24 protein-coding genes, 2 rRNA genes and 1 pseudogene are annotated in these 19,882 nt (G+C 54.2%); 9 read left to right on the top strand and 18 right to left on the bottom strand.

The window, feature by feature from the left end; all coding sequences use genetic code 11:
* Positions 1 to 414, top strand: a 23S ribosomal RNA gene (locus HFM78_RS14525); the annotation flags it as partial.
* Between the two features lie 59 nt (positions 415 to 473).
* Positions 474 to 589 (top strand): 5S ribosomal RNA (rrf, locus tag HFM78_RS14520).
* A gap of 60 nt (positions 590 to 649) precedes the next feature.
* Here the strand turns inward: rrf and pheA are convergent.
* On the bottom strand, positions 650 to 1,468 hold the full coding sequence (gene pheA, locus HFM78_RS14515; protein WP_287130171.1) for a prephenate dehydratase: 819 nt from the start codon (positions 1,466 to 1,468) through the stop codon (positions 650 to 652).
* Between the two features lie 65 nt (positions 1,469 to 1,533).
* Between pheA and HFM78_RS14510 the strand changes: the two genes are divergently transcribed.
* Positions 1,534 to 2,310 (top strand): TatD family hydrolase, encoded by a 777-nt coding sequence (locus HFM78_RS14510; RefSeq protein WP_287130170.1) that lies wholly within the window; start codon positions 1,534 to 1,536, stop codon positions 2,308 to 2,310.
* Here the strand turns inward: HFM78_RS14510 and HFM78_RS14505 are convergent.
* Together HFM78_RS14505 and HFM78_RS14500 are read right to left on the bottom strand one after the other, a co-directional pair.
* Positions 2,307 to 2,516 carry an Hfq-related RNA-binding protein gene (locus tag HFM78_RS14505; protein WP_287130169.1) on the bottom strand — a complete coding sequence of 70 codons (210 nt, stop codon included), beginning with the start codon at positions 2,514 to 2,516 and terminating at the stop codon, positions 2,307 to 2,309. The two genes, HFM78_RS14510 and HFM78_RS14505, sit on opposite strands and share 4 nt — an antisense overlap.
* Before the next feature lie 3 nt (positions 2,517 to 2,519).
* Entirely contained in the window at positions 2,520 to 2,816 is a 297-nt protein-coding gene (locus HFM78_RS14500; RefSeq protein WP_287130168.1) for a hypothetical protein, read from the bottom strand.
* A gap of 220 nt (positions 2,817 to 3,036) precedes the next feature.
* Between HFM78_RS14500 and HFM78_RS14495 the strand changes: the two genes are divergently transcribed.
* Together HFM78_RS14495 and recG are read left to right on the top strand one after the other, a co-directional pair.
* Positions 3,037 to 3,258 carry a hypothetical protein gene (locus tag HFM78_RS14495; protein ID WP_287130167.1) on the top strand — a complete coding sequence of 74 codons (222 nt, stop codon included), beginning with the start codon at positions 3,037 to 3,039 and terminating at the stop codon, positions 3,256 to 3,258.
* Positions 3,259 to 3,299: 41 nt separating this feature from the next.
* Entirely contained in the window at positions 3,300 to 5,690 is a 2,391-nt protein-coding gene (gene recG / locus HFM78_RS14490) for an ATP-dependent DNA helicase RecG (RefSeq protein WP_287130166.1), read from the top strand.
* A gap of 40 nt (positions 5,691 to 5,730) precedes the next feature.
* On the opposite strand, the gene rfbD is transcribed toward recG, so the two are convergent.
* The 4 genes from rfbD to rfbB are packed head-to-tail and all read right to left on the bottom strand — an operon-like array spanning position 5,731 to position 9,086.
* Positions 5,731 to 6,606 (bottom strand): dTDP-4-dehydrorhamnose reductase, encoded by an 876-nt coding sequence (gene rfbD, locus HFM78_RS14485; protein ID WP_287130165.1) that lies wholly within the window; start codon positions 6,604 to 6,606, stop codon positions 5,731 to 5,733.
* On the bottom strand, positions 6,603 to 7,157 hold the full coding sequence (gene rfbC, locus HFM78_RS14480; RefSeq protein WP_287130164.1) for a dTDP-4-dehydrorhamnose 3,5-epimerase: 555 nt from the start codon (positions 7,155 to 7,157) through the stop codon (positions 6,603 to 6,605). Before rfbC ends, rfbD begins: the two co-directional genes overlap by 4 nt.
* A 1-nt stretch (position 7,158) precedes the next feature.
* Positions 7,159 to 8,034 (bottom strand): glucose-1-phosphate thymidylyltransferase RfbA, encoded by an 876-nt coding sequence (rfbA, locus tag HFM78_RS14475; protein WP_287130163.1) that lies wholly within the window; start codon positions 8,032 to 8,034, stop codon positions 7,159 to 7,161.
* Positions 8,031 to 9,086, bottom strand: a complete 1,056-nt coding sequence (rfbB, locus tag HFM78_RS14470; protein WP_287130162.1) for a dTDP-glucose 4,6-dehydratase — start codon at positions 9,084 to 9,086, stop codon at positions 8,031 to 8,033. Before rfbB ends, rfbA begins: the two co-directional genes overlap by 4 nt.
* 131 nt (positions 9,087 to 9,217) lie before the next feature.
* Here rfbB and HFM78_RS14465 point away from each other — a divergent pair, with 131 nt between their 5' ends.
* Positions 9,218 to 10,156 (top strand): glutathione S-transferase family protein, encoded by a 939-nt coding sequence (locus HFM78_RS14465; RefSeq protein ID WP_287130161.1) that lies wholly within the window; start codon positions 9,218 to 9,220, stop codon positions 10,154 to 10,156.
* A gap of 30 nt (positions 10,157 to 10,186) precedes the next feature.
* Here the strand turns inward: HFM78_RS14465 and HFM78_RS14460 are convergent, their stop codons facing one another.
* Positions 10,187 to 11,236, bottom strand: a complete 1,050-nt coding sequence (locus HFM78_RS14460) for a lipopolysaccharide assembly protein LapB (RefSeq protein WP_287130160.1) — start codon at positions 11,234 to 11,236, stop codon at positions 10,187 to 10,189.
* 175 nt (positions 11,237 to 11,411) lie between these two features.
* Between HFM78_RS14460 and HFM78_RS14455 the strand changes: the two genes are divergently transcribed.
* Positions 11,412 to 11,645, top strand: a complete 234-nt coding sequence (locus tag HFM78_RS14455) for a 2Fe-2S iron-sulfur cluster-binding protein (protein WP_396033290.1) — start codon at positions 11,412 to 11,414, stop codon at positions 11,643 to 11,645.
* A gap of 32 nt (positions 11,646 to 11,677) precedes the next feature.
* Positions 11,678 to 12,409, top strand: coding sequence for a 3-oxoacyl-[acyl-carrier-protein] reductase (fabG, locus tag HFM78_RS14450; RefSeq protein WP_287130158.1), 732 nt, complete (start codon positions 11,678 to 11,680; stop codon positions 12,407 to 12,409).
* Here fabG and HFM78_RS14445 read toward each other — a convergent pair.
* The 9 genes from HFM78_RS14445 to HFM78_RS14405 form a co-directional block, all read right to left on the bottom strand.
* Positions 12,398 to 13,147, bottom strand: coding sequence for a response regulator transcription factor (locus HFM78_RS14445; RefSeq protein WP_287130157.1), 750 nt, complete (start codon positions 13,145 to 13,147; stop codon positions 12,398 to 12,400). The two genes, fabG and HFM78_RS14445, sit on opposite strands and share 12 nt — an antisense overlap.
* A gap of 185 nt (positions 13,148 to 13,332) precedes the next feature.
* Positions 13,333 to 14,004 carry a response regulator transcription factor gene (locus HFM78_RS14440; protein WP_287130156.1) on the bottom strand — a complete coding sequence of 224 codons (672 nt, stop codon included), beginning with the start codon at positions 14,002 to 14,004 and terminating at the stop codon, positions 13,333 to 13,335.
* Between the two features lie 142 nt (positions 14,005 to 14,146).
* A complete protein-coding gene (locus tag HFM78_RS14435) occupies positions 14,147 to 14,605 on the bottom strand; it encodes a GNAT family N-acetyltransferase (RefSeq protein ID WP_287130155.1) in 459 nt (152 codons plus the stop codon).
* Positions 14,602 to 14,727 (bottom strand): hypothetical protein, encoded by a 126-nt coding sequence (locus HFM78_RS14430; protein ID WP_287130154.1) that lies wholly within the window; start codon positions 14,725 to 14,727, stop codon positions 14,602 to 14,604. The genes HFM78_RS14435 and HFM78_RS14430 overlap by 4 nt, the downstream gene beginning before the upstream one ends.
* A complete protein-coding gene (locus HFM78_RS14425) occupies positions 14,724 to 14,945 on the bottom strand; it encodes a ferredoxin-thioredoxin reductase variable chain (protein ID WP_287130153.1) in 222 nt (73 codons plus the stop codon). The genes HFM78_RS14430 and HFM78_RS14425 overlap by 4 nt, the downstream gene beginning before the upstream one ends.
* A gap of 89 nt (positions 14,946 to 15,034) precedes the next feature.
* Positions 15,035 to 16,786, bottom strand: a complete 1,752-nt coding sequence (locus HFM78_RS14420; protein ID WP_287130152.1) for an iron uptake porin — start codon at positions 16,784 to 16,786, stop codon at positions 15,035 to 15,037.
* A 90-nt stretch (positions 16,787 to 16,876) separates the two neighbouring features.
* Positions 16,877 to 17,785 carry an NAD(P)H-dependent glycerol-3-phosphate dehydrogenase gene (locus tag HFM78_RS14415; protein ID WP_287130151.1) on the bottom strand — a complete coding sequence of 303 codons (909 nt, stop codon included), beginning with the start codon at positions 17,783 to 17,785 and terminating at the stop codon, positions 16,877 to 16,879.
* A gap of 37 nt (positions 17,786 to 17,822) precedes the next feature.
* A complete protein-coding gene (locus HFM78_RS14410) occupies positions 17,823 to 18,344 on the bottom strand; it encodes a DUF2231 domain-containing protein (RefSeq protein ID WP_287130150.1) in 522 nt (173 codons plus the stop codon).
* Between the two features lie 10 nt (positions 18,345 to 18,354).
* A complete protein-coding gene (locus tag HFM78_RS14405) occupies positions 18,355 to 19,077 on the bottom strand; it encodes a DUF2993 domain-containing protein (protein ID WP_287130149.1) in 723 nt (240 codons plus the stop codon).
* Positions 19,078 to 19,174: 97 nt separating this feature from the next.
* Here HFM78_RS14405 and dut point away from each other — a divergent pair, with 97 nt between their 5' ends.
* Positions 19,175 to 19,600: a dUTP diphosphatase gene (gene dut, locus HFM78_RS14400; protein ID WP_287130148.1), complete on the top strand. Its 426-nt coding sequence runs from the start codon at positions 19,175 to 19,177 to the stop codon at positions 19,598 to 19,600.
* On the opposite strand, the pseudogene HFM78_RS14395 reads toward dut, so the two are convergent.
* Positions 19,601 to 19,882, bottom strand: a pseudogene (locus tag HFM78_RS14395) (hypothetical protein); the annotation flags it as partial.

The following is a 19,882-nucleotide window of genomic DNA, read 5'->3' as shown; positions in this document are numbered from 1 at the left end:
GTTCACATCGACGGGGAGGTTTGGCACCTCGATGTCGGCTCGTCGCAACCTGGGGCGGTAGTACGTCCCAAGGGTTGGGCTGTTCGCCCATTAAAGCGGCACGTGAGCTGGGTTCAGAACGTCGTGAGACAGTTCGGTCCATATCCGGTACAAGCGCAGGAACATTGAGAGGAGCTCTCCCTAGTACGAGAGGACCGGGAGGGACTGACCGCTGGTGTACCAGTTATGCCGCCAGGCGTAAACGCTGGGTAGCCATGTCGGGAGAGGATAACCGCTGAAAGCATCTAAGTGGGAAGCCCACCTCAAGATGAGTGTTCCATGAGGCCACGGGAAGATTACCCGTTCATAGGCGGCAGGTGTAAGCGCAGTAATGTGTGTAGCCGAGCCGTACTAACAGGCCGAATGCTTAATTTGGTTTGTGTAATCTGACTTCTATCTATGCAGTCTTCAGGGTGTTTCACCCGAAGAGCTTTCCTGGTGTTCAGGCGCTGTGGAACCACGCCGATCCATCCCGAACTCGGACGTTAAACGCAGCAGCAGTGACGATACTTAGCGGGCGACTGCTTGGGAAAATAACCCAATGCCAGGGAAATAATTGATGAAGCTCTCCGTAAGGGGGGCTTCATTATTTTTTTTGGCACGAGGAGAGTTAACCTTGGACGTGACGAATTTGGTAACAGCCTAATAGACGTAGGCCCTCAGTCAGGGGCGACAATTGGGCTAGGGCTTCTTGAACGAGGGGGATCTTACCTTCCGCATCAATAAAAAAGACGTACTCACCCATTAATTTCTTAGAAGGACGGGATTCAATACGGGTCAAGTTGATCCCGCGTTGTGCAAATAGACTTAAGGCTTCCATCAAAACTCCTGGTCCACGACGGCGGGGACTAAAAGCGAGTGATAGACGCTCCCCGACTAGGTTTGGTAATGTACGGTTTACTATCCAAAAGCGGGTGCGGTTGTCGGGATAATCCTGGATGGCAGTTTGCAAGATTGGAATATTTTGTAGGTGTGCGGCTCTGGGAGAGGCGATGGCTGCGTAATTGTAGTCTTGGGCGAGATATTGAGAGGCTTCACTAGTGGAGGCTGAAGGAATTTGTTGAGCTAAGGGTAGATTGAGTTCGAGCCAACCCTGACATTGGGCTAAAGCTTGGGCATGGGAGTAGACTCTTGTTATTCTGCTCATCTCTGGACTAAAGCTTAAGAGGGCTTGAGCGATAGGGAGTTCAATTGCGGCCTGCACGGTGAGATTTACCAAATTCCACATTACATCGAGGGTCAAACCGACACTACCCTCTACTGAGTTTTCCACCGGGACTACGGCATAGTCCACTTTGCCTTGGTCTACGGCTCGTAACGTTCCTTGGATGCTGTGGTGAGGGTATAACTGGGCGGGCTGCCCGGCAAGGTAGGCCAGGACTGCTTGTTCCGTGAAGGTTCCCGGGGGTCCTAAATATGCAATATCCATGGGTCAATCCTAAACCCAATGATTGCTAAGAAATAGCACAATAGGAAAATACTTCTGGTCCTGCCATGCCACCCCAGCTAATTGATACCCATGTCCATATCAACTTTCCCGATTATCGTTCTGATTTGTGGCAAGTGGCTGAACGCTGGCGAGCCGCTGGGGTTGTACAGCTCGTCCACTCCTGTGTCGAGCCGCAGGAATTCCCTGACCTGCAACGCTTAGCTGATCAATTCCCCCAGGAAGTTTATCTGTCAGTAGGTTTACACCCGCTTCATTGTGAAAATGCGATTCCGGTGAACCAATTGACCGAACAACTTTATACCTGTGCCCGTGATCCCCGTGTGGTTGCCTTAGGAGAGACGGGGCTGGATTTCTTTAAGGCGACTAATCAGGAACAACAGATTGAGCTTTTTCAAGCCCATATCGCGGTAGCTCAAGCTCTGGACTTGCCGCTAATTATTCACTGTCGGGAAGCCGCCGATACTGCTCTTGAGGTCCTAGCGGCGGCGGGGCGGATTCGGGCAGTCATGCACTGCTGGACAGGAACCCCGGAAGAAACCCAACGCTTTGTAGACTTGGGATACGCCGTCAGCTTTAGTGGGGTCGTTACTTTCAAAAAAGCCGAACTTATTCAACAATCACTCCAGCTTGTCCCGCTGAATCAACTCCTAATTGAGACTGACTGTCCTTATTTGGCCCCTGTGCCGATGCGGGGTAAACGCAATGAACCGGCGTTTGTTGCCCATACCGCTCAGAAAGTTGCTGACTTACGGGGTCTGGAATTGGCTGACTTGGCTCAGCTTACGACCCACAATGCCCGCCAATTTTTCCGGCTACCCTAGTCGGCGTGGGGACGGATGAAGGCGAGGGCTGACCGCCAGAGAATCGTCTTCTGTTCACCTACCATAAGACAGAGACATTCTGGGTCTTGCCATTGGAGGCAACCTGAAAACTGGTCCCCAGTCGTCAACCTCACTTCAACCAGCTGGCCCTCAGCAATCAGGCGTTGGAGGGCACGGGTACTGGGGATCGTGGTATCTAAGGCCATGGGTTAGACTTCGGGAAATAACTGACGGACGGTTGCGGTCAAACCAATTTCTTCATAGCGTTGTAAGCAGCCTTTGAGATGGTCGAGGGCTTTAGTCCGGTCTTCCCAGTTGCCCTGGGTCTCTTCGCCTACTTTCGCGTCTTTTTTGGCAGGGGTATAGCGACCAAAGGTCTCTAGAACCGTGCCTGTGCGTTGATTCCAAACCTTGAGTTGGAAGGGACCGCCTTTTTTGCGCCTTCTGGTATCAACGCTATCGAGCGAGACCAGGATCGGGGGACCTTCCATCTGTGATAACTTCATCCGGTATTCTCCTGTCCAAATAGCTATCTTATCAGAAAGACCCCTTGATCGGACTGGATGCCATTTTGGGGTCTGTCAATACGAAAAATAACGGAATGTAACAATAGAGGCGATAACGTTCTTGCTGGGTTGAACAACCGTGTTTTTACGGCTATAAAATATACATAAATGCCCACGGGAGGTGAGCATGATCTCAGCTAAGCCACAAACAGGTAAGGCCATGAATAAAAGAGTCCGTGATACGATTTGCCAATTAGTTGCCGAACTATGTATTGCTGATTACCGTCAGACTAAAAAACTGCCTAGTGTCAACACTATGCTGTCTAACTTCCTGGCGGAGAACTACCTAACCGTGAACTCCCCCGATGTTTTTGCTGAACTTGTCTATCAGACCTCACAGACTTTCCAAAACTTTATCCTGGAGCAGCAGACCAAGAGCTAACCGCTGAGGACTTTATACTAAGTGAGGGACTGAGGGCGGTAATGGAAGACGGGTGGTTGACGCGCCTAAACCGTGCTTTAGCGGTTGAGGCGGAGCAGGGCTACCCCAATCTTCAGGGCAGTCGTTACCGGTTTGGCGAGTTTTTGACCTTGGCTCTCGCGGAAGTCCCCCCAGTCGCTTTACGGTTGGAAGAAAAGCAACTCTGGTATCACCTCGCCCAGTACTACCGCCGCTATGACCAACTCCCTCTAGAAGAGCGGACCCAACTGGTTCAACGGACCCAGCATCTGATTGCCGGGTTACTTCCGCCGCCAGCCCCTCCTGCCTGCACTCCGCCTTTAACCGCGCCCCTCTTAGAGCTGCGGGGGATTGGTCCTAAGCTTGCTGCCCAACTCGCCCAACTGAACCTGCACAGTATCGGGGATGCCCTGCGCTATTATCCTCGCGATTATTTGGACTACAGCCACCGCACTACGCTCAAACAGATCAAAGAGGGCCAGACTGTGACTTTGATGGCAAAAGTCCGCCGGGTCAACTGTTTCACTAGCCCGCGCAATCCCAAACTTACATTATTGGAACTGACGGTAGGCGATGGTACGGGTCAAATGCGGGTCAGTCAGTTCTTCATGGGGCAGCAGTTCGCCAATCCGAGTTGGCAGGCGCGGTTGAAAAAGAACTATCCACCCGAAGCCATGGTCGCCCTGAGCGGTTTAGTGAAAGCGGGGAAGTATGGACTGACCCTGGATAAGCCGGAAATTGAGGTTTTGGCTCTTGCCGGAGAAGTCCAATCGAATACCATTGGGCAAATTGTCCCGGTTTATCCCTTAACGGAGGGCGTGGGGGCGACGACGGTTCGTAATACCCTCAAAGCTTGCCTTCCGTCGCTCCAGTATTTAGACGAGTATTTACCGGGAGCTTGGCTGGCGGACTTGGCCTTGCCGACGGTCCAGAACGCGCTAAGAGCGATTCACTTCCCGGAGAACACTGCCCAACTGGAGCAAGCCCGCCGCCGGATTGTATTTGAGGAGTTTTTCTTTTTGCAATTAGGTCTGTTAACCCGTCGTTACCAGCGTCGTCAGCAAGCGCAACCGACCGGGACTATCTACCAAATAGAAGGTGAACTAGTCACAGAGTTCTATAAATTGTTGCCCTTTAGTTTTACCCAGGCTCAACAGCGGGTGGTCCGGGAGGTCCTGAGTGATTTGGCCCAGCCTGCCCCGATGAACCGTCTGGTCCAAGGCGATGTCGGTTCTGGGAAGACCGTAGTCGCGGTAGTGGCTCTGTTGGCGGCTCGTCAGTCTGGATTTCAGACGGCGTTCATGGCCCCGACAGAAGTTTTGGCGGAGCAGCATTACCGCAAGCTGTGTGAGTGGCTGGCTCTTCTCCATCAACCCGTCGCCCTTCTGACGGGCTCGACGCGTACCAGCCAGCGTAAAGAAATCCTCCGTGCCCTCACCACCGGGGAACTCGGAGTGATCGTGGGTACCCATGCTTTGATCCAAGAACAGGTGCAGTTTCAAAACCTCGGCTTGGTGATCATTGATGAACAGCACCGCTTCGGGGTGGCCCAACGCGCCCAACTCCAGCAGAAAGGTCATAATCCGGACATCTTGACAATGACCGCTACCCCCATCCCGCGCACCCTCGCCCTCACCCTCTATGGAGATCTCGATGTAAGCGAGATTGACGAACTCCCGCCCGGTCGCCGAGCTATTCACACCCAACTCCTGATCCCTAAGGAACTCCCCCAGGCCCAGGCCCTCTGTGCTCAACAAGTCGCCTTGGGCCATCAAATCTATGTTGTTCTCCCCCTAGTCGAAGAGTCAGAGAAAGTTGACCTGCGCTCTGCCATTGAGGAGTACGAGCGTTTACAGACTGTCTTTCCGCAGTTTCGGATTGGACTTCTGCATGGGCGGATGAAGAGTGTGGATAAGGACCAAGTGTTGACCCAGTTCCGGGAACATCAACTTGATATTTTGGTAAGTACGACGGTGATTGAGGTCGGGGTGGATGTCCCTAATGCTTCGGTGATGCTGATTGAACACGCCGAGCGGTTCGGACTGGCTCAACTCCACCAACTCCGGGGGCGAGTGGGCCGGGGGGCGGCTCAGAGCTATTGTCTGCTCCTCAATTACACCCAGTCGGAGACGGCTAGCCAACGGTTAAATGTGTTGGTCAACTTCCAGGATGGTTTCGCGATTGCTGAAATGGATTTACGGTTGCGGGGTCCGGGTCAGGTTCTGGGTACGCGTCAATCTGGTTTACCGGACTTGGCTCTAGCCTCCCTCTCAGAGGACCAAGAGACCCTTAACACCGCTCGTATCTACGCCCAACGCTTAATGGAAGAAGATCCAGAACTCAAGAACTACGCCCAACTCCACGCCGAATTGGTCCGTCGCAACCAACGCCTGAGTGCAGAAATTTTGACTTGAAGATAGACCTTCTTTTAGTAATTGAGAGGGGACTGGGGGATCAAGTTGCTACCAAATCCGCGAGGGCTTCTTGCCAAGTAGGTAAGGTGAACCCAAATTGAGCTTGAATTCGCTCGGTATTGAGGACGCTGTAGGCAGGACGACGGGCGGGCGTCGGGTATTGGTCAGTGGTTATGGGATAGACCGTCTGGACTTGACGCTCAGGGTCCTGGGTTTGACTCAGGATGGCTCGGGTGAAGTCATACCAAGTCGTCACCCCCGTGCAGGTGAGGTGATAAAGCCCGCCCTGGGTCTGGAGAAATCCCGCTGGGTCGCCTTGACTCTGCTGGAGAATCTGGGTAGTGGTCTGGGCGAGGAAATTACTGGGGGTCGGGATACCCACTTGGTCCGCCACAATTTTCAGTTCGGTGCGCTCCCGGGCTAGGCGGAGGATAGTCAATAGAAAATTCTTGCCGCGCCGACCGTAAACCCAACTGGTTCTGAGGATGAGATGGGGAATCCCCATAGCCTGGATTGCTTCCTCCCCAGCACGTTTGGTCTGACCATAAATTCCGAGGGGACTGGTCGGGTCAGTCTCGGTATAGGGGACACGCTGGGTACCGTCAAACACATAATCTGTAGAGTAATGGACTAGGGCCGCGTTGAGTAACCGGGCTTGCTGGGCGAGGATTTCCGGGGCTAGCGTGTTGATGCGGTAGGCGAGTTCTGGTTCCTGTTCGGCCCGGTCTACGGCGGTGTAGGCGGCGGCGTTGACGATTACCTGAGGACGCACGAACTGCACTACGGTACGGATGGACTCCGGTTCTGCTAGGTCCAACTGGCTCCGGTCAACTGCGACGACTTCACCTAGGGGCAAGAGAGCACGGCTGAGTTCGTGGCCCACCTGTCCCTGTTTGCCGAGTAAGAGAATTTTCATGGATAGGTCGGTAGGTCAGCGGCGGGAATCGCGTTCAGGGCCGGATTCTGGCGGTCTTTATCAGAGAGAATTGGGTCAGCCATGCCCCAGGTAATCCCCAAGGCCGGGTCATCCCATAAAATCCCTCGTTCATCCTGGGGATAATAAAACTCGTCACACTTATACATGAATTCAGCGGTCTGAGATAACACCACGAAACCATGGGCAAACCCACGGGGAATATAAATTTGACGTTTATTCTCTCCGCTCAAGACTACCCCCACCCAGTGCCCAAAGTTGGGCGAACCCTGACGAATATCCACTGCCACATCGTAGACTTCTCCGGTCAGGACCGTACATAACTTGGCTTGGGGATGGTGGAGCTGGTAATGTAACCCGCGCAGACTGCCCTGTTTGGAATAGGAGCGATTGTCCTGGACAAATGTACTGGTGATCCCCATATCGGCAAACTTCTGTTGTTGGTAGCTCTCAAAAAAATAACCCCGACTATCAGCAAAGAGCTTGGGTTCCAGTAGATAGACACCCGGTAGAGCAGTTTCTAGAGGCTGCATCTTAACGATTCCCTCGTTCAATCAGGTTATACAAATAACGTCCGTACTCAGTTTTGTCAAAGTTCTTGGCCTGCCGGAGGACCTGCTCCGCTGAGATATAGCCCAACTGATAGGCAATCTCCTCTAAACAGGCTATTTTCAGCCCTTGGCGTTGCTCAATCGTCTCAATGAAGTTACCCGCCTGCAACAGCGATTCGTGGGTCCCAGTGTCTAGCCACGCCATCCCCCGGCCCATACGCTCAATGCGTAAACAACCCTGTTGCAGATAGTAATTATTCACATCGGTAATCTCCAACTCCCCCCGCGCCGAGGGCTGGACTTGGCTAGCAATATCGGTAATCTGAGCATCATAGAAGTAAATTCCGACCACGGCATAGTTGGACTGGGGTTGTTGGGGTTTCTCGATGATGGAGAGGACGCAGCCTTCCCGGTCATACTCCACCACCCCGTATCGTTCCGGGTCGCGCACCCAATAGCCAAAAATCGTTGCTCCCGTCGTCTGACTCGCCGCCCGATGCAACATTTCACTCAGCCCATAACCATAGAAGATGTTATCGCCCAGGATGAGACAGGCCGGCCCCCCATTTAAAAAGTTTCGTCCCAGGATAAACGCTTGCGCCAAACCGTCGGGGCTGGGTTGAACACAGTATTCCAAGCTAATCCCGTACTGACTGCCATCCCCCAACAACTCCCGGTACAAGGGCAGGTCACGGGGGGTCGAGATGAGCAAGATCTCCCGGATACCCGCCAACATCAAGGTCGAGAGCGGATAAAAAATCATCGGTTTATCGTACACGGGCAAAAGTTGCTTGCTAACGCCCAGGGTGATGGGGTAGAGCCGGGAACCTTTACCGCCAGCGAGGATGATGCCCTTCACGACTGTCCTTGGTATTGGGTGGCGACCCAGTGCTGATACTCTCCACTGATGATACTGTCCACCCAGTGCGGATGCTCCAGATACCAGCCCACGGTCGCCCGGAGTCCCTGTTCAAAAGTCATCCGGGGCCACCAACCCAACTCCTGGGTAATTTTGGTGGCATCAATGGCATAGCGCAGGTCGTGGCCGGGTCGGTCAGGGTCAAACTGGATCAAGGCTTGGTAATCGCGGGGTTTGATTTCAGCGAGGAGGTCACAGAGGGTATGGACGACTTCTAGGTTTGTTTTCTCGTTATTGCCGCCGATGTTGTAGGTCTCACCGACCCGTCCTTGGGCCAGTACGACTTGAATGGCCTCACAGTGGTCGGTGACGTAGAGCCAGTCACGTATGTTGGTCCCATTCCCGTAAATAGGCAAGGGTTTCCCCGCCAAGGCGTTTAGCAAGAGTAAAGGAATTAATTTCTCGGGGTACTGGTAGGGACCGTAATTGTTAGAGCAGTTAGTCGTGAGGGTGGGTAGACCGTAGGTGTGGTGATAGGCCCGGACTAAGTGATCAGCGGCGGCTTTGGAGGCGGCGTAGGGACTGTTGGGACGGTAGGGCGTGGTCTCGCTGAAGGCCGGGTCTGTGGGGGTGAGGGTGCCGTACACTTCATCCGTGGAGATTTGCAGAAACCGGAATTGGTCACGGGCTAGCTCAGCCAGCCCTTGCCAATAACCCCGGACTTCCTCTAATAAATTAAAAACCCCGACGATATTGGTCTGGATGAAGGCACCGGGACTCTGGATGGAGCGGTCCACATGGCTTTCTGCGGCAAAGTTAAGGACAGCGGTGGGTTGATGGGTGGTGAGTAAGTTGCTAACTAGGGCACGGTCGGCAATATCGCCGTGGATGAACTGGTAGCGGGGGTCTGTTTCGAGACCCGTAAGATTGGCGAGGTTCCCGGCGTAGGTTAGTTTATCTAGGTTAATCAAGGTCTCGCTATGGCTCCCTAGCCAAGAGTGCACAAAGTTAGCCCCGATGAACCCCGCTCCCCCCGTCACTAAAATTGTCACATTTCACCCAGACCTGCTTAAACAATGTACCAAACCTGGGTTACACATCTCGCAGCCGGTATCTCTCCCCAGACAGAAGCGATGCCCTACCTAAATTCGGTGTGATACTAACGGAGAGCACTGGAGATGGTATGCCCCTCGGGATGTTGGTAGATGGACAATGGGTCAATGAAGAGCGCGACCGCGATGCCCAAGGCCGCTTCAACCGCACACAGACCCAGTACCGGCAACGGGTGGGGAGCGCGGACTTCCCGGTGGTGGCAGGGCGTTACCATCTCTACGTATCCTTAGCCTGTCCGTGGGCACACCGGACCTTGATCATGCGGGCACTCCAGGGTTTGGAAGATATCGTCGGAGTCTCGACAGTAGAGCCCGTAATTCACGATAACGGCTGGGAATTTAGCCCAGACTACCCAGACACCGCCCAGGGCAAGCGTTACCTGTGGGAGCTCTATACCCAGGCCAAGCCTGATTATTCCGGGAAAGTGACCGTCCCGGTCCTATGGGACAAACAAACCCAGACCATCATCAACAACGAATCCCGCGAGATTCTGCGGATGTTTGATACTGAGTTTGGTAGTGCAGCGAAGCAGACTGGGGCTTTTTATCCGCCGGACTTGCAAGCCCAGATTGACAACACTATTGACGCGATTTACGAACCGATCAATAACGGGGTCTACCGCTCTGGTTTCGCCGCCACCCAGACCGCCTATACCGATGCCGTGAAGGAGTTGTTTGAGGCTTTGGACCACTGGGAAACGGTATTGAGTCGCCAGCGGTATCTGGTCGGGGCGACGATTACCGAGGCGGATTGGTGTTTGTTCACGACCCTACTGCGCTTTGACCCGGTGTATCACGGACATTTCAAGTGCAATCTGTGCCGTTTGATGGATTACCCCAACCTCTGGAACTACCTCAAGGACCTCTACCAACAACCAGGAGTCCGGGCCACCTGTGATCTAGACCAGATTAAACGCCACTACTACCAGAGCCATACTCACATCAACCCCACTGGCATCGTCCCCCTCGGACCCTTGCTTGACCTAGACTCTCCCCACAACCGCCAGTAATTCTGCTCGGCAGGAGAAGCTGAACATCTTTTATCGAATCTCGGTCTTGGGCATAGCGGTCTCGAAACTCTTGACCATCCGCAAAAGGTTTCGGCGGGCTAAACTCTTCCAGAAGGGAAAACTGGGCGGGAGACACTTGAGGACTTCCATGATCCAGCGATTAGCCCCGTCCACGGCGGCACTTTCACGAATCCTAAGCAGAGTTGTCCACTCCAAGGTGTAGTCTGTGAGCGGGCTGAAGGGTTCTTGCTCCAGCAGGATTTGGCCTTGTTGAGCTAGCAATAGACTTAATGGTTGGTTCTCTATCTGGTAGAGACGGGCTAGGGCGATCAGGACCTCGGGGGTCTCTTGGGCCGTACTGCTGCTCTGATAATACGTAAGTGCCTCAGTAGAATTACTCTGTAGTTCAGCATTGAGGCCCAGTTTGAATAGAGCACGGGCCTTGTATTCCTTCGCCTCTGAGCTACCAGCTAGAGCAACCATCTGACTTAACTCGCGTTCGGCGGCTTCGTGTTGGCCCAGGTGGATGTAGCAATAGCCCAAGTTATCCCAAACTGAGAAATTATCCATCAACGGTACAGCTACCACTGTGATGGCCTCAAGCAAGTACGTGACCCCTGCTTGCCAGTCCTCACGGATGGCAGCAATGACAGCTTTCCCCTCCAAAGAACGACGATAAATGAGCTTGGCATCCACTTCACGACCCACCAGCACCGCTGCTTCGTAGGACTGTTCAGCTTGGTCAATCCGGCCTTCGCGAATCTCCAGATGACCCAGGTTTACCAGAAGCCGCGCTTTAAATAAAGGATGATTCAGTCCAGCTGCTTGGTAGAGATTGAGGGCTGTGTGGTACCACTCACGGGCTTTATCCGTGCCTTGGGGGATGAGGAACTCACAGTTACCCAATTCGATGAGGAGGGCACATTCACGATGCGTATCACGGATGGCGCGTGCAGCAGTCAAAGCACCTTGAAACTCGAAACGGGCCTTTTCGTATTGGCCCAAGTTCACGTAGGCTTGGCCTCTTTGCTCAAGCAAGGCGCAAATATCACGCTGTACAGATTCCGGTTTATTTTGCATATCCAAGTCTTTCAACCTTCCTTACTTCAACTTTTTTCAAGAACCCGATGGCTTTTTTGCCTTGGCTCCATGGTATCTTCTAGCAGCTTTAGACCAATTCCGTTTTTATACGGAGGCCCTCGCTCTCGGCGATCCCGAGCGGGCTACACTCATAGGGACAATCGGGGTAACTACCGTGGTCCAAGTCCATTTCTTACCCGAAAACTGTACTGTTTCCTGTGAAGCTGGCGACCTAATTTATGATGTAGCGACCGCAGCGGGGATTTTTATTCCCACAGGCTGTTTGATGGGTTCTTGTCATGCCTGTGAAGTGGAATTAGCTGGGGGTGAGCGGGTCTGCTCCTGTATTACTCCCGTTGGTAGTGGACCCTTGATCGCCGTATATTTACTTACGGACCCCACTTGGTAAAATGATGCTCTTCATGAAGGTTAGGCGGGTACATGTTGGCTAAAGTCGCGCTGGTCACAGGGAGTTCGCGGGGGATTGGTCGGGCGATTGCCCTAGAGCTTGCCACCCAAGGGCTGCAGGTCGTCATCAATTACGCTCAGTCTGCTGCCCAGGCTCAGCAAGTGGTGGACTTGATCCAGGCAGGACCGGGTAAAGCGGTCGCGATCCAGGCCGATGTCGCTGACCCGGCTCAAGTGGAACAGCTTTTTAGCCAGACTTTAGCGCAATGGGGACGGCTTGATGTACTGGTCAATAATGCCGGGATCACCCGCGATGGATTGACCATCCGTATGAAGGATGATGACTGGCGTAAGGTCCTCGACCTAAACCTAGGCGGGGTCTTTTGGTGCTGTCGTCAGGCTAGTAAGATCATGCTGAAACAACGCGCCGGACGGATCATCAATATTGCATCCAGCAGTGGGCTGATGGGCAATGCGGGCCAAGCGAACTACGCCGCTGCTAAAGCTGGAGTCCTAGGATTAACTAAATCCTTAGCCCGTGAACTGGCTAGTCGAGGGATTACCGTCAATGCCGTTGCTCCGGGGTTTATCGCCACTGAGATGACCCAGGCTCTCAACCATGATGCCATTTTGGCCATGGTTCCCCTCGGGCGGTTAGGCCAGCCTGAGGAAGTGGCGGGGCTAGTTCGTTATCTCGCCTGTGACCCGAGTGCGGCATTTATTACGGGACAAGTGCTCAGTATGGATGGTGGCCTAGTGATGTGAGTCTGAGGCCAAGCCCTGTTCGATCGCAAAGCGCACCAATCCGGCAGTATTCTTAATTCCCAACTTCTGCATCAGGTTCGTCCGGTGGGTATCTACAGTCCGGGGGCTGATAAAGAGCTTAGTGGCAATTTCCGGGTTGGTATTACCCAAGGCAATCAAGTTGAGGATCTCGTGTTCTCGGTTGGTCAGGCGGACCGCAAGTGAATTACGGGCCGGTGGGGGCTCGGGAGCGCGCGATGTACCCCGGCCTAACTGCTGGGCATCGTGGATATACCTCTCAGCCATCATCTTGAAGACCGGCGCACTGAAGAATTGCTTGCCATCGGCGACACAGCGAATACTTTCCAGAAGTTCGTCTTTTTCAGCATTCTTGAGTAAGTAGCCGTCCGCGCCTGCACCCATAATCCGAAATAGATAATCTTCCTGTTCATGCATCGTTAAGATCAGGATGCGGGCTTGGGCATTGAGGCTTTTGATCAAGCGCGTGACTTCGATACCGTCTAATTTGGGCATGGAGATATCGAGCAAGATAACATCGGGCTGATGGGCGGTAAATAACGAAATAGCTTCCTCGCCATCACAAGCCTCAGCCACCAAGCGGATATCCTCCACGTTTCGCAGTAGGATCTGAAGTCCGCTGCGAAATAGGGTGTGGTCGTCGGCGATAAGAACTTTAATTTCTTTCATGTCGTGACCGGGTTGCGGGGTGCAGTCGGGTAACTCTGGACTTTCAGCCAAAGTGAACAGGTCTCAGGCATTAGTCCCCATGGTTTCACATAGGTAAAATACCGCCCTTAAATCCTAGTATGTTCAATTAGGTTTTATCATCCACCTTTTGGCAGAGAACGCCGTTTAATAACCCTAGGGTATTCGAGGCCAGACTTTTTAAGGGGGTTGAGACCAAAGCTCAGCCCCCTAAGCTTTTAGCACGCAGCTTGTTCGAGCGCAAACCGGACTAAACCAGCAGTGTTATGGATGTTCAGCTTATGCATCAAGTTGGTACGGTGAGTATCCACAGTACGCGGGCTGATAAAAAGGTGGCGAGCAATCTCAGCGTTGGTCTGACCAGCCACAATGAGTTGTAATACCTCTTGCTCCCGTTGGGTCAATCGTGCCGCCATACCTTTGATGGGCACCATCTGGGGCGTGGGGGCTATGTGGTGACGAGCATCCTGGATGTAACGCTGGGTCAACAGGACATACATCGCGGGACTAAAGTAGGGACGGCCCATCGCCACGCTACGGATGCCAGCCAGCAATTCCTCGCGTTGAGCATCCTTGAGTAAATACCCGTCTCCCCCGACGGCTAAAGCTCTAAGCAAATAGGATTCCTCCTCATGCATCGTCAGGAATAAAACCCGTAGGTCCGGCTGCTGCTGCTTAAGCTGTCGGGTGACATCCATCCCGTCCATCCCTGGTAGAGATACGTCCATCAACACGAGGTCGGGCTTGAGCTCCTGACAAAGCCGGAGGGCTTCTTCGCCCTGAGCGGCTTCCCCAACCAATTCGAGGTCAGGGGCATCTTTGATTAAGAACCTGAGTCCGAAACGAAATAAGGTGTGGTCGTCGGTAATGAGGATACGGATCGGTTGCATGGGGGCTCTCCAGAAGTGGCGTGGGGTGAACGATTCGGGTGTACAGAGCAGAAGTAGTTCTACGTAGGAATAACTACTGAGTCTCTGGACTAATCCATAATACCCTTACGTAAAAATATTTATTCACTCCTTAGGCATAGAATTAGAAATTTAATTTAAGTAATTCCCGGCTCAGTAGATAGGCTCTAGTTACAAACCCTAGTTTTTGATACAGAGCGAGAGCGGCGGCACTTTGAGCTAATACCTGGAGGTGGACTTGGACTAAGCCCTGTTCTGTAGCCCAAGCCATCGCAGCCTCCATGAGTCTTGTTGCCAACCCCCGGCGGCGGTGGGCTGGGTGGACGTAAACTAAAAAGATATAGGCAGCTCGCTGCCCGTTGGTTTGGTCTAGAGACTGCCCTAACCAAAGACATCCGACGGCTCCGTCAGTATGCTCTAGCAGCCAAAGTGGTGTGGTGAGTGGGTCATAAAATTGCTCTACAGTTCGCCCTAGGTGCTCTAAGTCTTGCCCTGGGGTCAATTCACCGTAGGCCAGCCGTAAAAATTGTAATAGTCGCCCTCCCTGCCAAGCTCGACTCTGAGTCAGACGATAGGGGTTCAAGGTTGGGCAGGGACGGGCGCGGGTTGACGCATCTCCTGGGGCAAGAAGCTGCGGGAGGAGACGAGGACTAGCGTAAAGAGAAAGACCGCGATGATAAACAGGAAGATAGCATTACCTTTCACAGTGCCTCCAGTTCCTCCAGCTTAAAGTGAGCTTTGAAACGGGGCGTGAACTTGACCCGATAGGGTAGATCAGGACTGACAGGACGGCCTTTGTAATCGCTAATGATGTGTTCGATCTCCCCCTCGAAGCCCTGGACATCTTTGGCTTGATTGCGATATTCGGGATGGGTATAGACCATAACCGCTTGTTTTACCCGCACCCGGTCCCCAATGTTCATGAAGTCTCCTCAAAGCTGTTTTCAGTGTAGGGCAAAAAAAAGGACAGGCACGGAGCCTGCCCTGGGATATTCGGTTGATTGACCTCAGCTTAGAACGTGAAAACGGCTTTGAGCGAGCCAATGGTCACGTTGGGGTTACTGGAGATGGAACCGGGGTTGGTGATGTAGTAGGCCTCAGGGGTCAAGGTGATGCCCTTTGCCACTTGGAAGCGGTAGTAGAAACCGTACTCAAGTTCCCGAGCGTCGGGGAGTGAGCTACCCGACGTCGGGAAGGTGGTGCCACCGTAAACACTGCTTACAGTGCCAGCGGAAATGCTGTTACTGGTAAGATTCCCCGGTTGAACCACCGCCAGACCAATCGTGTTGCCGCGCTGTCCGAAGGGGTCCTTGAAGGCTAAGCCCGCCATCCACTCGTTGTAATTGATGGTACTGCCCTGAGTACCAGCGGCTTGACCATCGCTGAGGGTTCCACTCCCGAAAGAGTAACGACCAAAGAGCGCCACTTCTGGGAAGATATCCCAGTCAACGTGGGCATTGAAAGTGTCGTGCTGGACGTTAGCAATGGCTCCACTGCCCGAGAAAGGATAGCGGGTCGAACCGCCGACGCTGGCATCGCAGAAGATCCGGTTCTGAGAACTCGGGGCCTCAGCGTTGATGGCTGTATTAGAGGAGTTGCAGGTCGTCCGGTAGTAACCCAGTCCAAGATCTAGTCTAGGATCGGGACGAAAACCAACCTCTACGGCTGCTTGACTCGGGCCTGTCACCCCACCGCCGCCAAAACCAAAGGCATCGCCGCCGGCGGTGGCTCCGTAGTAAGCGCGCAGGTCAATCTGGGGCGAGACGCGCCAAGTGGCAACCAGACTCGGCACCGAGGTGTTGACTAGAGAGATGGCAATGTTACGCCGGAAGACGCGCTGGGAGAAGTTGGACCCCTCACTGCGGGTGTTGAGGTTGGTACCCAGGTAGTCTACGGCTTCTGCCCGAGGACCAATGGTGAGGCGGAAGCTGTTGGCGATGAAGGGAAATTCGTAGTAGACCTTATCAAATGAAACCGGGGCTAGACCGTTGACGGGAGCCCCGCCTTGAGCCTGGAGGGTATCGAAGCGACCTACCCGGCTGAAGCCCGTGTTGAAGAAGGAACCTTCACCAGTGTTGGCGTTGAGGCGGACCCGGAGTTGGTCGCCCCGGATGGCGACGTTCCGCGAGCGCAGGTTGAGACGGACCCGACCACCCATGGCAACGTTTTGGGAGGAGCCGCTGATCAGGGGAGCGTTACTGGCGTTGGTCCCTCTAACCGTGTTATCTGCTGTCGCCCCGACAACTTGGAAGATGACTTCAGCATCAAGCTTGGTCGTGCGCGAGAAGAGGTTGGCCTCTAGCTCCTTGGTCTTGGCCTCTAGGGTGTCCACGCGGGGAAGAAGACTGCGGTATTCGTTCTGTAGCTCAGTCTGGAGCCGTTGGACCGTGGCTAGGTCATCACGAGTCACCAAGTCGGCAGTGCCAGCGGCAATGAGTTCATTAACCCGGTCAAGACAGGCATTGAGACCGGCGGCAAATTCATAACGAGTCAGAGCTTTGTTGCCCAGGAAAACCTTGCTGGGATAGCCTTCGATACAGCCGTAACGCTCAACGAGGGAGCGCAACGCTTGGAAAGCCCAGGTGTCAGGGTTGACATCGGTTAGCTCAGCCACCGAGGTAACTTGGGAAACCATCGGGGCATCCGTCGCTAAATTCTTAACGGAAGTATCCGGGAGGGCCGTGGCAGGCTGGGCTGCCTCTACCAGAGCGAGGAGGACCGTGGCAACCGCCAGGGACCACCGACTAGACCGTAGCTTTATCACGTGAAACTCCTCACAACGAAACTCACACTGCAAACGTGTTTCAGCACTCTCTCTGCATAATAGCTTACCTTGATTTCCCGGCAGGATAGGTTAAGGCTTGGTTAAGGAGATATTCAATTCTTCCTTGAGGCTGCGGGCCATCAAATTGCCGAGGGCGGTCTGGGGGGTGGTCTTGCCGTCCAGTAAAGCACAGACCTGTTGGGCGATTGGGAGTTCTAGGTTGCGTTGTTGAGCGAGTTGGACGAGGACACGGGCGGTATTCACCCCCTCGGCGACCCCTTCGATGCTTCTGAGGACGGCTAGGAGGTCTGGATGGGTTGCCAGTCGAAAGCCGACCTGATAGTTACGGCTGAGGGGGCTGGTACAAGTAGTTAACAAATCCCCGAGTCCGGCTAGTCCATAAAAAGTCTCGGCTTGTCCACCGAGCAGGACCCCGATGCGGATCACTTCGGCTAAACCCCGCGTAATTAGGGCGGATTTAGCATTGGTCCCCAGATCTAGACCGTCGCTGACCCCAGCACTGATGGCAACGACATTTTTGAGGGCACCGCCGAGTTCTACGCCCTGGGGATCGTTGTTGAGGTAGACGCGGAACCGTTCACAGGCGAGAATTTTTTGGACCTCTTGGGCTCGGGGTCCGGCAACCACGGCGGCGGCGGGTTTTTTGGCACGGATCTCACTCGCCAAGTTTGGCCCGGAGAGGACGACGACAGCATGCTTAGGAAAGTAGCTTTGCCAAATGGCACTGGGGGTAAGCACGGTTCCCGCTTCTAGGCCCTTGGTGGTGCTGACGAGAATCGCGTGGTCCGCTAGGGGAATTCTCGCGGCGACGGAACGCACTGCTGTCATGGGCAGAGCGGAGATGACTACGGCGGCGTTCGCGACTACTTCTAAATCTTGCTGGCGCGACCAGACTTGGACGGGATGGCCCTGTCCTTGGACTAATTCAGCAAGGGCGGTCCCCCAGGCTCCTGCGCCCAGGATCGTAACGTTGGTCAAAACTCCAGCCCAGTCACATGGCCCCAGTATCCCGCAGTCAGGGGCGGCTGCGGTCAGTCGGGCCAATCACGCTGACTTTGTGACGGTAAACTAACTCCCCGCCATACCAGCCCGAGACACCCAAGAGGAGAGCGACCAGGGTGGAGAGGACCAGGCCCCAAGGCAGGATACTCCCGGTGGGGTCATTGAGGCGGGGGACAAAGTTAATGACTGTCAAAACTAGGACCGCAACATTAAGGTACATATGAGCCCAACCCGCCGTCCGGGCACGGACCCGCTCGATCCGCAAAAAATCTAATGTGCCGACGATGGCAGCCAGGACCGCCGTGAGGAGTCCCGCCCCAATCAGCCAGAGGGAAGCCCGCGCCCAGAAAGGGTCCTGGGTCAACCAGTAACCAAGGTCAGTCCCAAAGGCTGCCACGAGCATCCCAATTGGGAAGGTGACCAGGACGGGATGAATCGGGTGTCCGGCGACATGGACCGTGCTTTGGATGCCGCTGTCACGGTATTCGGTCTCGTTAGTCTCAATAACGGGCGGGATATTGGGTTGGCGGGTCATGGCAGCACCTCTAAGTAGGGAATTGCTCGGCGTGGATCTGGGTGGTCAAGGTGAGTTGACCCTTGATGACATCAAGGTCTTGGAGGCGTAGGGCCATCCCTTCGAGTTCAAAGTTGCGGAGGTCGCCCAGTTCGTTGGCCTTAGTCAGAAGGGCTTGGGTCAGTTCCGGGGAGAGGTCTTGACCCTGGGTATAGGCCAGATCAGTTAAGCGGATTTGGTAAGCAGTGGTCTCTAGACGAGCGGTAAAGGCGACTTGTTTGGTCTCCTGAGTTTCGCGCAGGTAGATTGTGGCAATGAGTCCCATGCGGTCGGCACCGGGGAGTTGAAAAACTACCTGCTGGGTATCCACGGTCATCGGTTGACCCTGGACCTCCAGGGCTAAGCCCTGCAACTTGCCCCGGATGAATTCGGAGTTGAAAGCGCGGGTGATATCGTCTTCAGTCAGGACGACATGGGCGGTGGCATCGGTGGGATGGGTAAGTTCAATCTTGCCCATTGCCGCTTTGAGGGGATTGATGTGGATACTGTCGGTGTGGATCGTCATCTCCGTCACGCGCAGGTCCTTTTGCATGACCAGCCCGGCCCCTCGAATATCCACGGTCTCGACGCCACCGCCGAGGAGTTGGAGGGGGTTGGTGTGGACAGCGACATCAAGTTTGTCTACATCGTGTAATTGACTAGCTAGCCCCACTTCCGCCAGTTTGCCCAAAGCCTGTTCCCCGAGATCGCTCATTGGCCCCACGTTTTTTAGATGGATTTACTTTAAATGATGGGGTTGGGCGGACGGCTCTGTACTTGGATAGACTTGACAGCATGTGAGAATAACGACTGTGGAACTCCAGATTCAACGCTGCCATCCTGATGCCCGTCTACCCCACTATGCTCATCCCGGCGACGCGGGGTTGGACCTCTATGCCGTGGAAAAAGTTTTGCTTAAACCGGGGCGGCGGGCTTTAGTCAGTACCGGGATCGCCTTGGCTTTACCGCCCAATACGGAAGCTCAAGTCCGTCCGCGCAGCGGGTTAGCTCTTAACCATGGGATCACCGTTCTCAACAGTCCCGGCACCGTGGATGAGCAGTATCGCGGCGTGGTCGGGGTGATTTTAATTAACCTGTCAGACCAAGACTTCCTAGTGACGGTCGGGATGAAAATTGCTCAGCTTGTAGTCCAGCCCGTGTTGCGGGTCCAAGTCCAGGTCGTGAAGGAATTGCCCCCCTCGGTACGCGGGACGGGGGGCTTTGGTTCGACGGGGTGATTATTGACCGGGACCTAGACCTGTCGAGCAACGGTGTGTGAGTCGGCGGGAACCCTGGCGTTGGCTGTAATAGATCCAGGGTCCCAGGGTGGTCGTGAAATATTCTGGGTCGGCGCGTACCAGCACTAGGTCAGGGTTGCTCACCTGCCGATAGAGAGGATTTGCTGGGTCCACCGCCATCAGCCAGACATCAGAGGGTTCGCGCTGACTGGTTTTGAAGCCATTAGAGGCCAAGGCAAAAACGTAGGACTTACCGCCGTAGACGAGGGGTTCGGGGGAGAG

This window comes from Candidatus Cyanaurora vandensis (assembly GCF_013285555.1).
GTDB classification, from domain to species: Bacteria; Cyanobacteriota; Cyanobacteriia; order Gloeobacterales; family Anthocerotibacteraceae; genus Cyanaurora; species Cyanaurora vandensis.
Note: the sequence above shows the minus strand (reverse complement) of the source record. Positions and strands in the feature narration are given on the sequence as shown.

Excerpts from the sequence above, each read along its gene's own strand:
- pheA (WP_287130171.1), bottom strand. The coding sequence starts at position 1,468 with ATGGATATTGCATATTTAGGACCCCCGGGAACCTTCACGGAACAAGCA.
- HFM78_RS14510 (WP_287130170.1), top strand. The coding sequence starts at position 1,534 with ATGCCACCCCAGCTAATTGATACCCATGTCCATATCAACTTTCCCGAT.
- HFM78_RS14505 (WP_287130169.1), bottom strand. The coding sequence starts at position 2,516 with ATGGCCTTAGATACCACGATCCCCAGTACCCGTGCCCTCCAACGCCTG.
- HFM78_RS14500 (WP_287130168.1), bottom strand. The coding sequence starts at position 2,816 with ATGAAGTTATCACAGATGGAAGGTCCCCCGATCCTGGTCTCGCTCGAT.
- HFM78_RS14495 (WP_287130167.1), top strand. The coding sequence starts at position 3,037 with ATGAATAAAAGAGTCCGTGATACGATTTGCCAATTAGTTGCCGAACTA.
- recG (WP_287130166.1), top strand. The coding sequence starts at position 3,300 with ATGGAAGACGGGTGGTTGACGCGCCTAAACCGTGCTTTAGCGGTTGAG.
- rfbD (WP_287130165.1), bottom strand. The coding sequence starts at position 6,606 with ATGAAAATTCTCTTACTCGGCAAACAGGGACAGGTGGGCCACGAACTC.
- rfbC (WP_287130164.1), bottom strand. The coding sequence starts at position 7,157 with ATGCAGCCTCTAGAAACTGCTCTACCGGGTGTCTATCTACTGGAACCC.
- HFM78_RS14465 (WP_287130161.1), top strand. The coding sequence starts at position 9,218 with ATGCCCCTCGGGATGTTGGTAGATGGACAATGGGTCAATGAAGAGCGC.
- HFM78_RS14460 (WP_287130160.1), bottom strand. The coding sequence starts at position 11,236 with ATGCAAAATAAACCGGAATCTGTACAGCGTGATATTTGCGCCTTGCTT.
- fabG (WP_287130158.1), top strand. The coding sequence starts at position 11,678 with ATGTTGGCTAAAGTCGCGCTGGTCACAGGGAGTTCGCGGGGGATTGGT.
- HFM78_RS14440 (WP_287130156.1), bottom strand. The coding sequence starts at position 14,004 with ATGCAACCGATCCGTATCCTCATTACCGACGACCACACCTTATTTCGT.
- HFM78_RS14425 (WP_287130153.1), bottom strand. The coding sequence starts at position 14,945 with ATGAACATTGGGGACCGGGTGCGGGTAAAACAAGCGGTTATGGTCTAT.
- HFM78_RS14410 (WP_287130150.1), bottom strand. The coding sequence starts at position 18,344 with ATGACCCGCCAACCCAATATCCCGCCCGTTATTGAGACTAACGAGACC.
- HFM78_RS14405 (WP_287130149.1), bottom strand. The coding sequence starts at position 19,077 with ATGAGCGATCTCGGGGAACAGGCTTTGGGCAAACTGGCGGAAGTGGGG.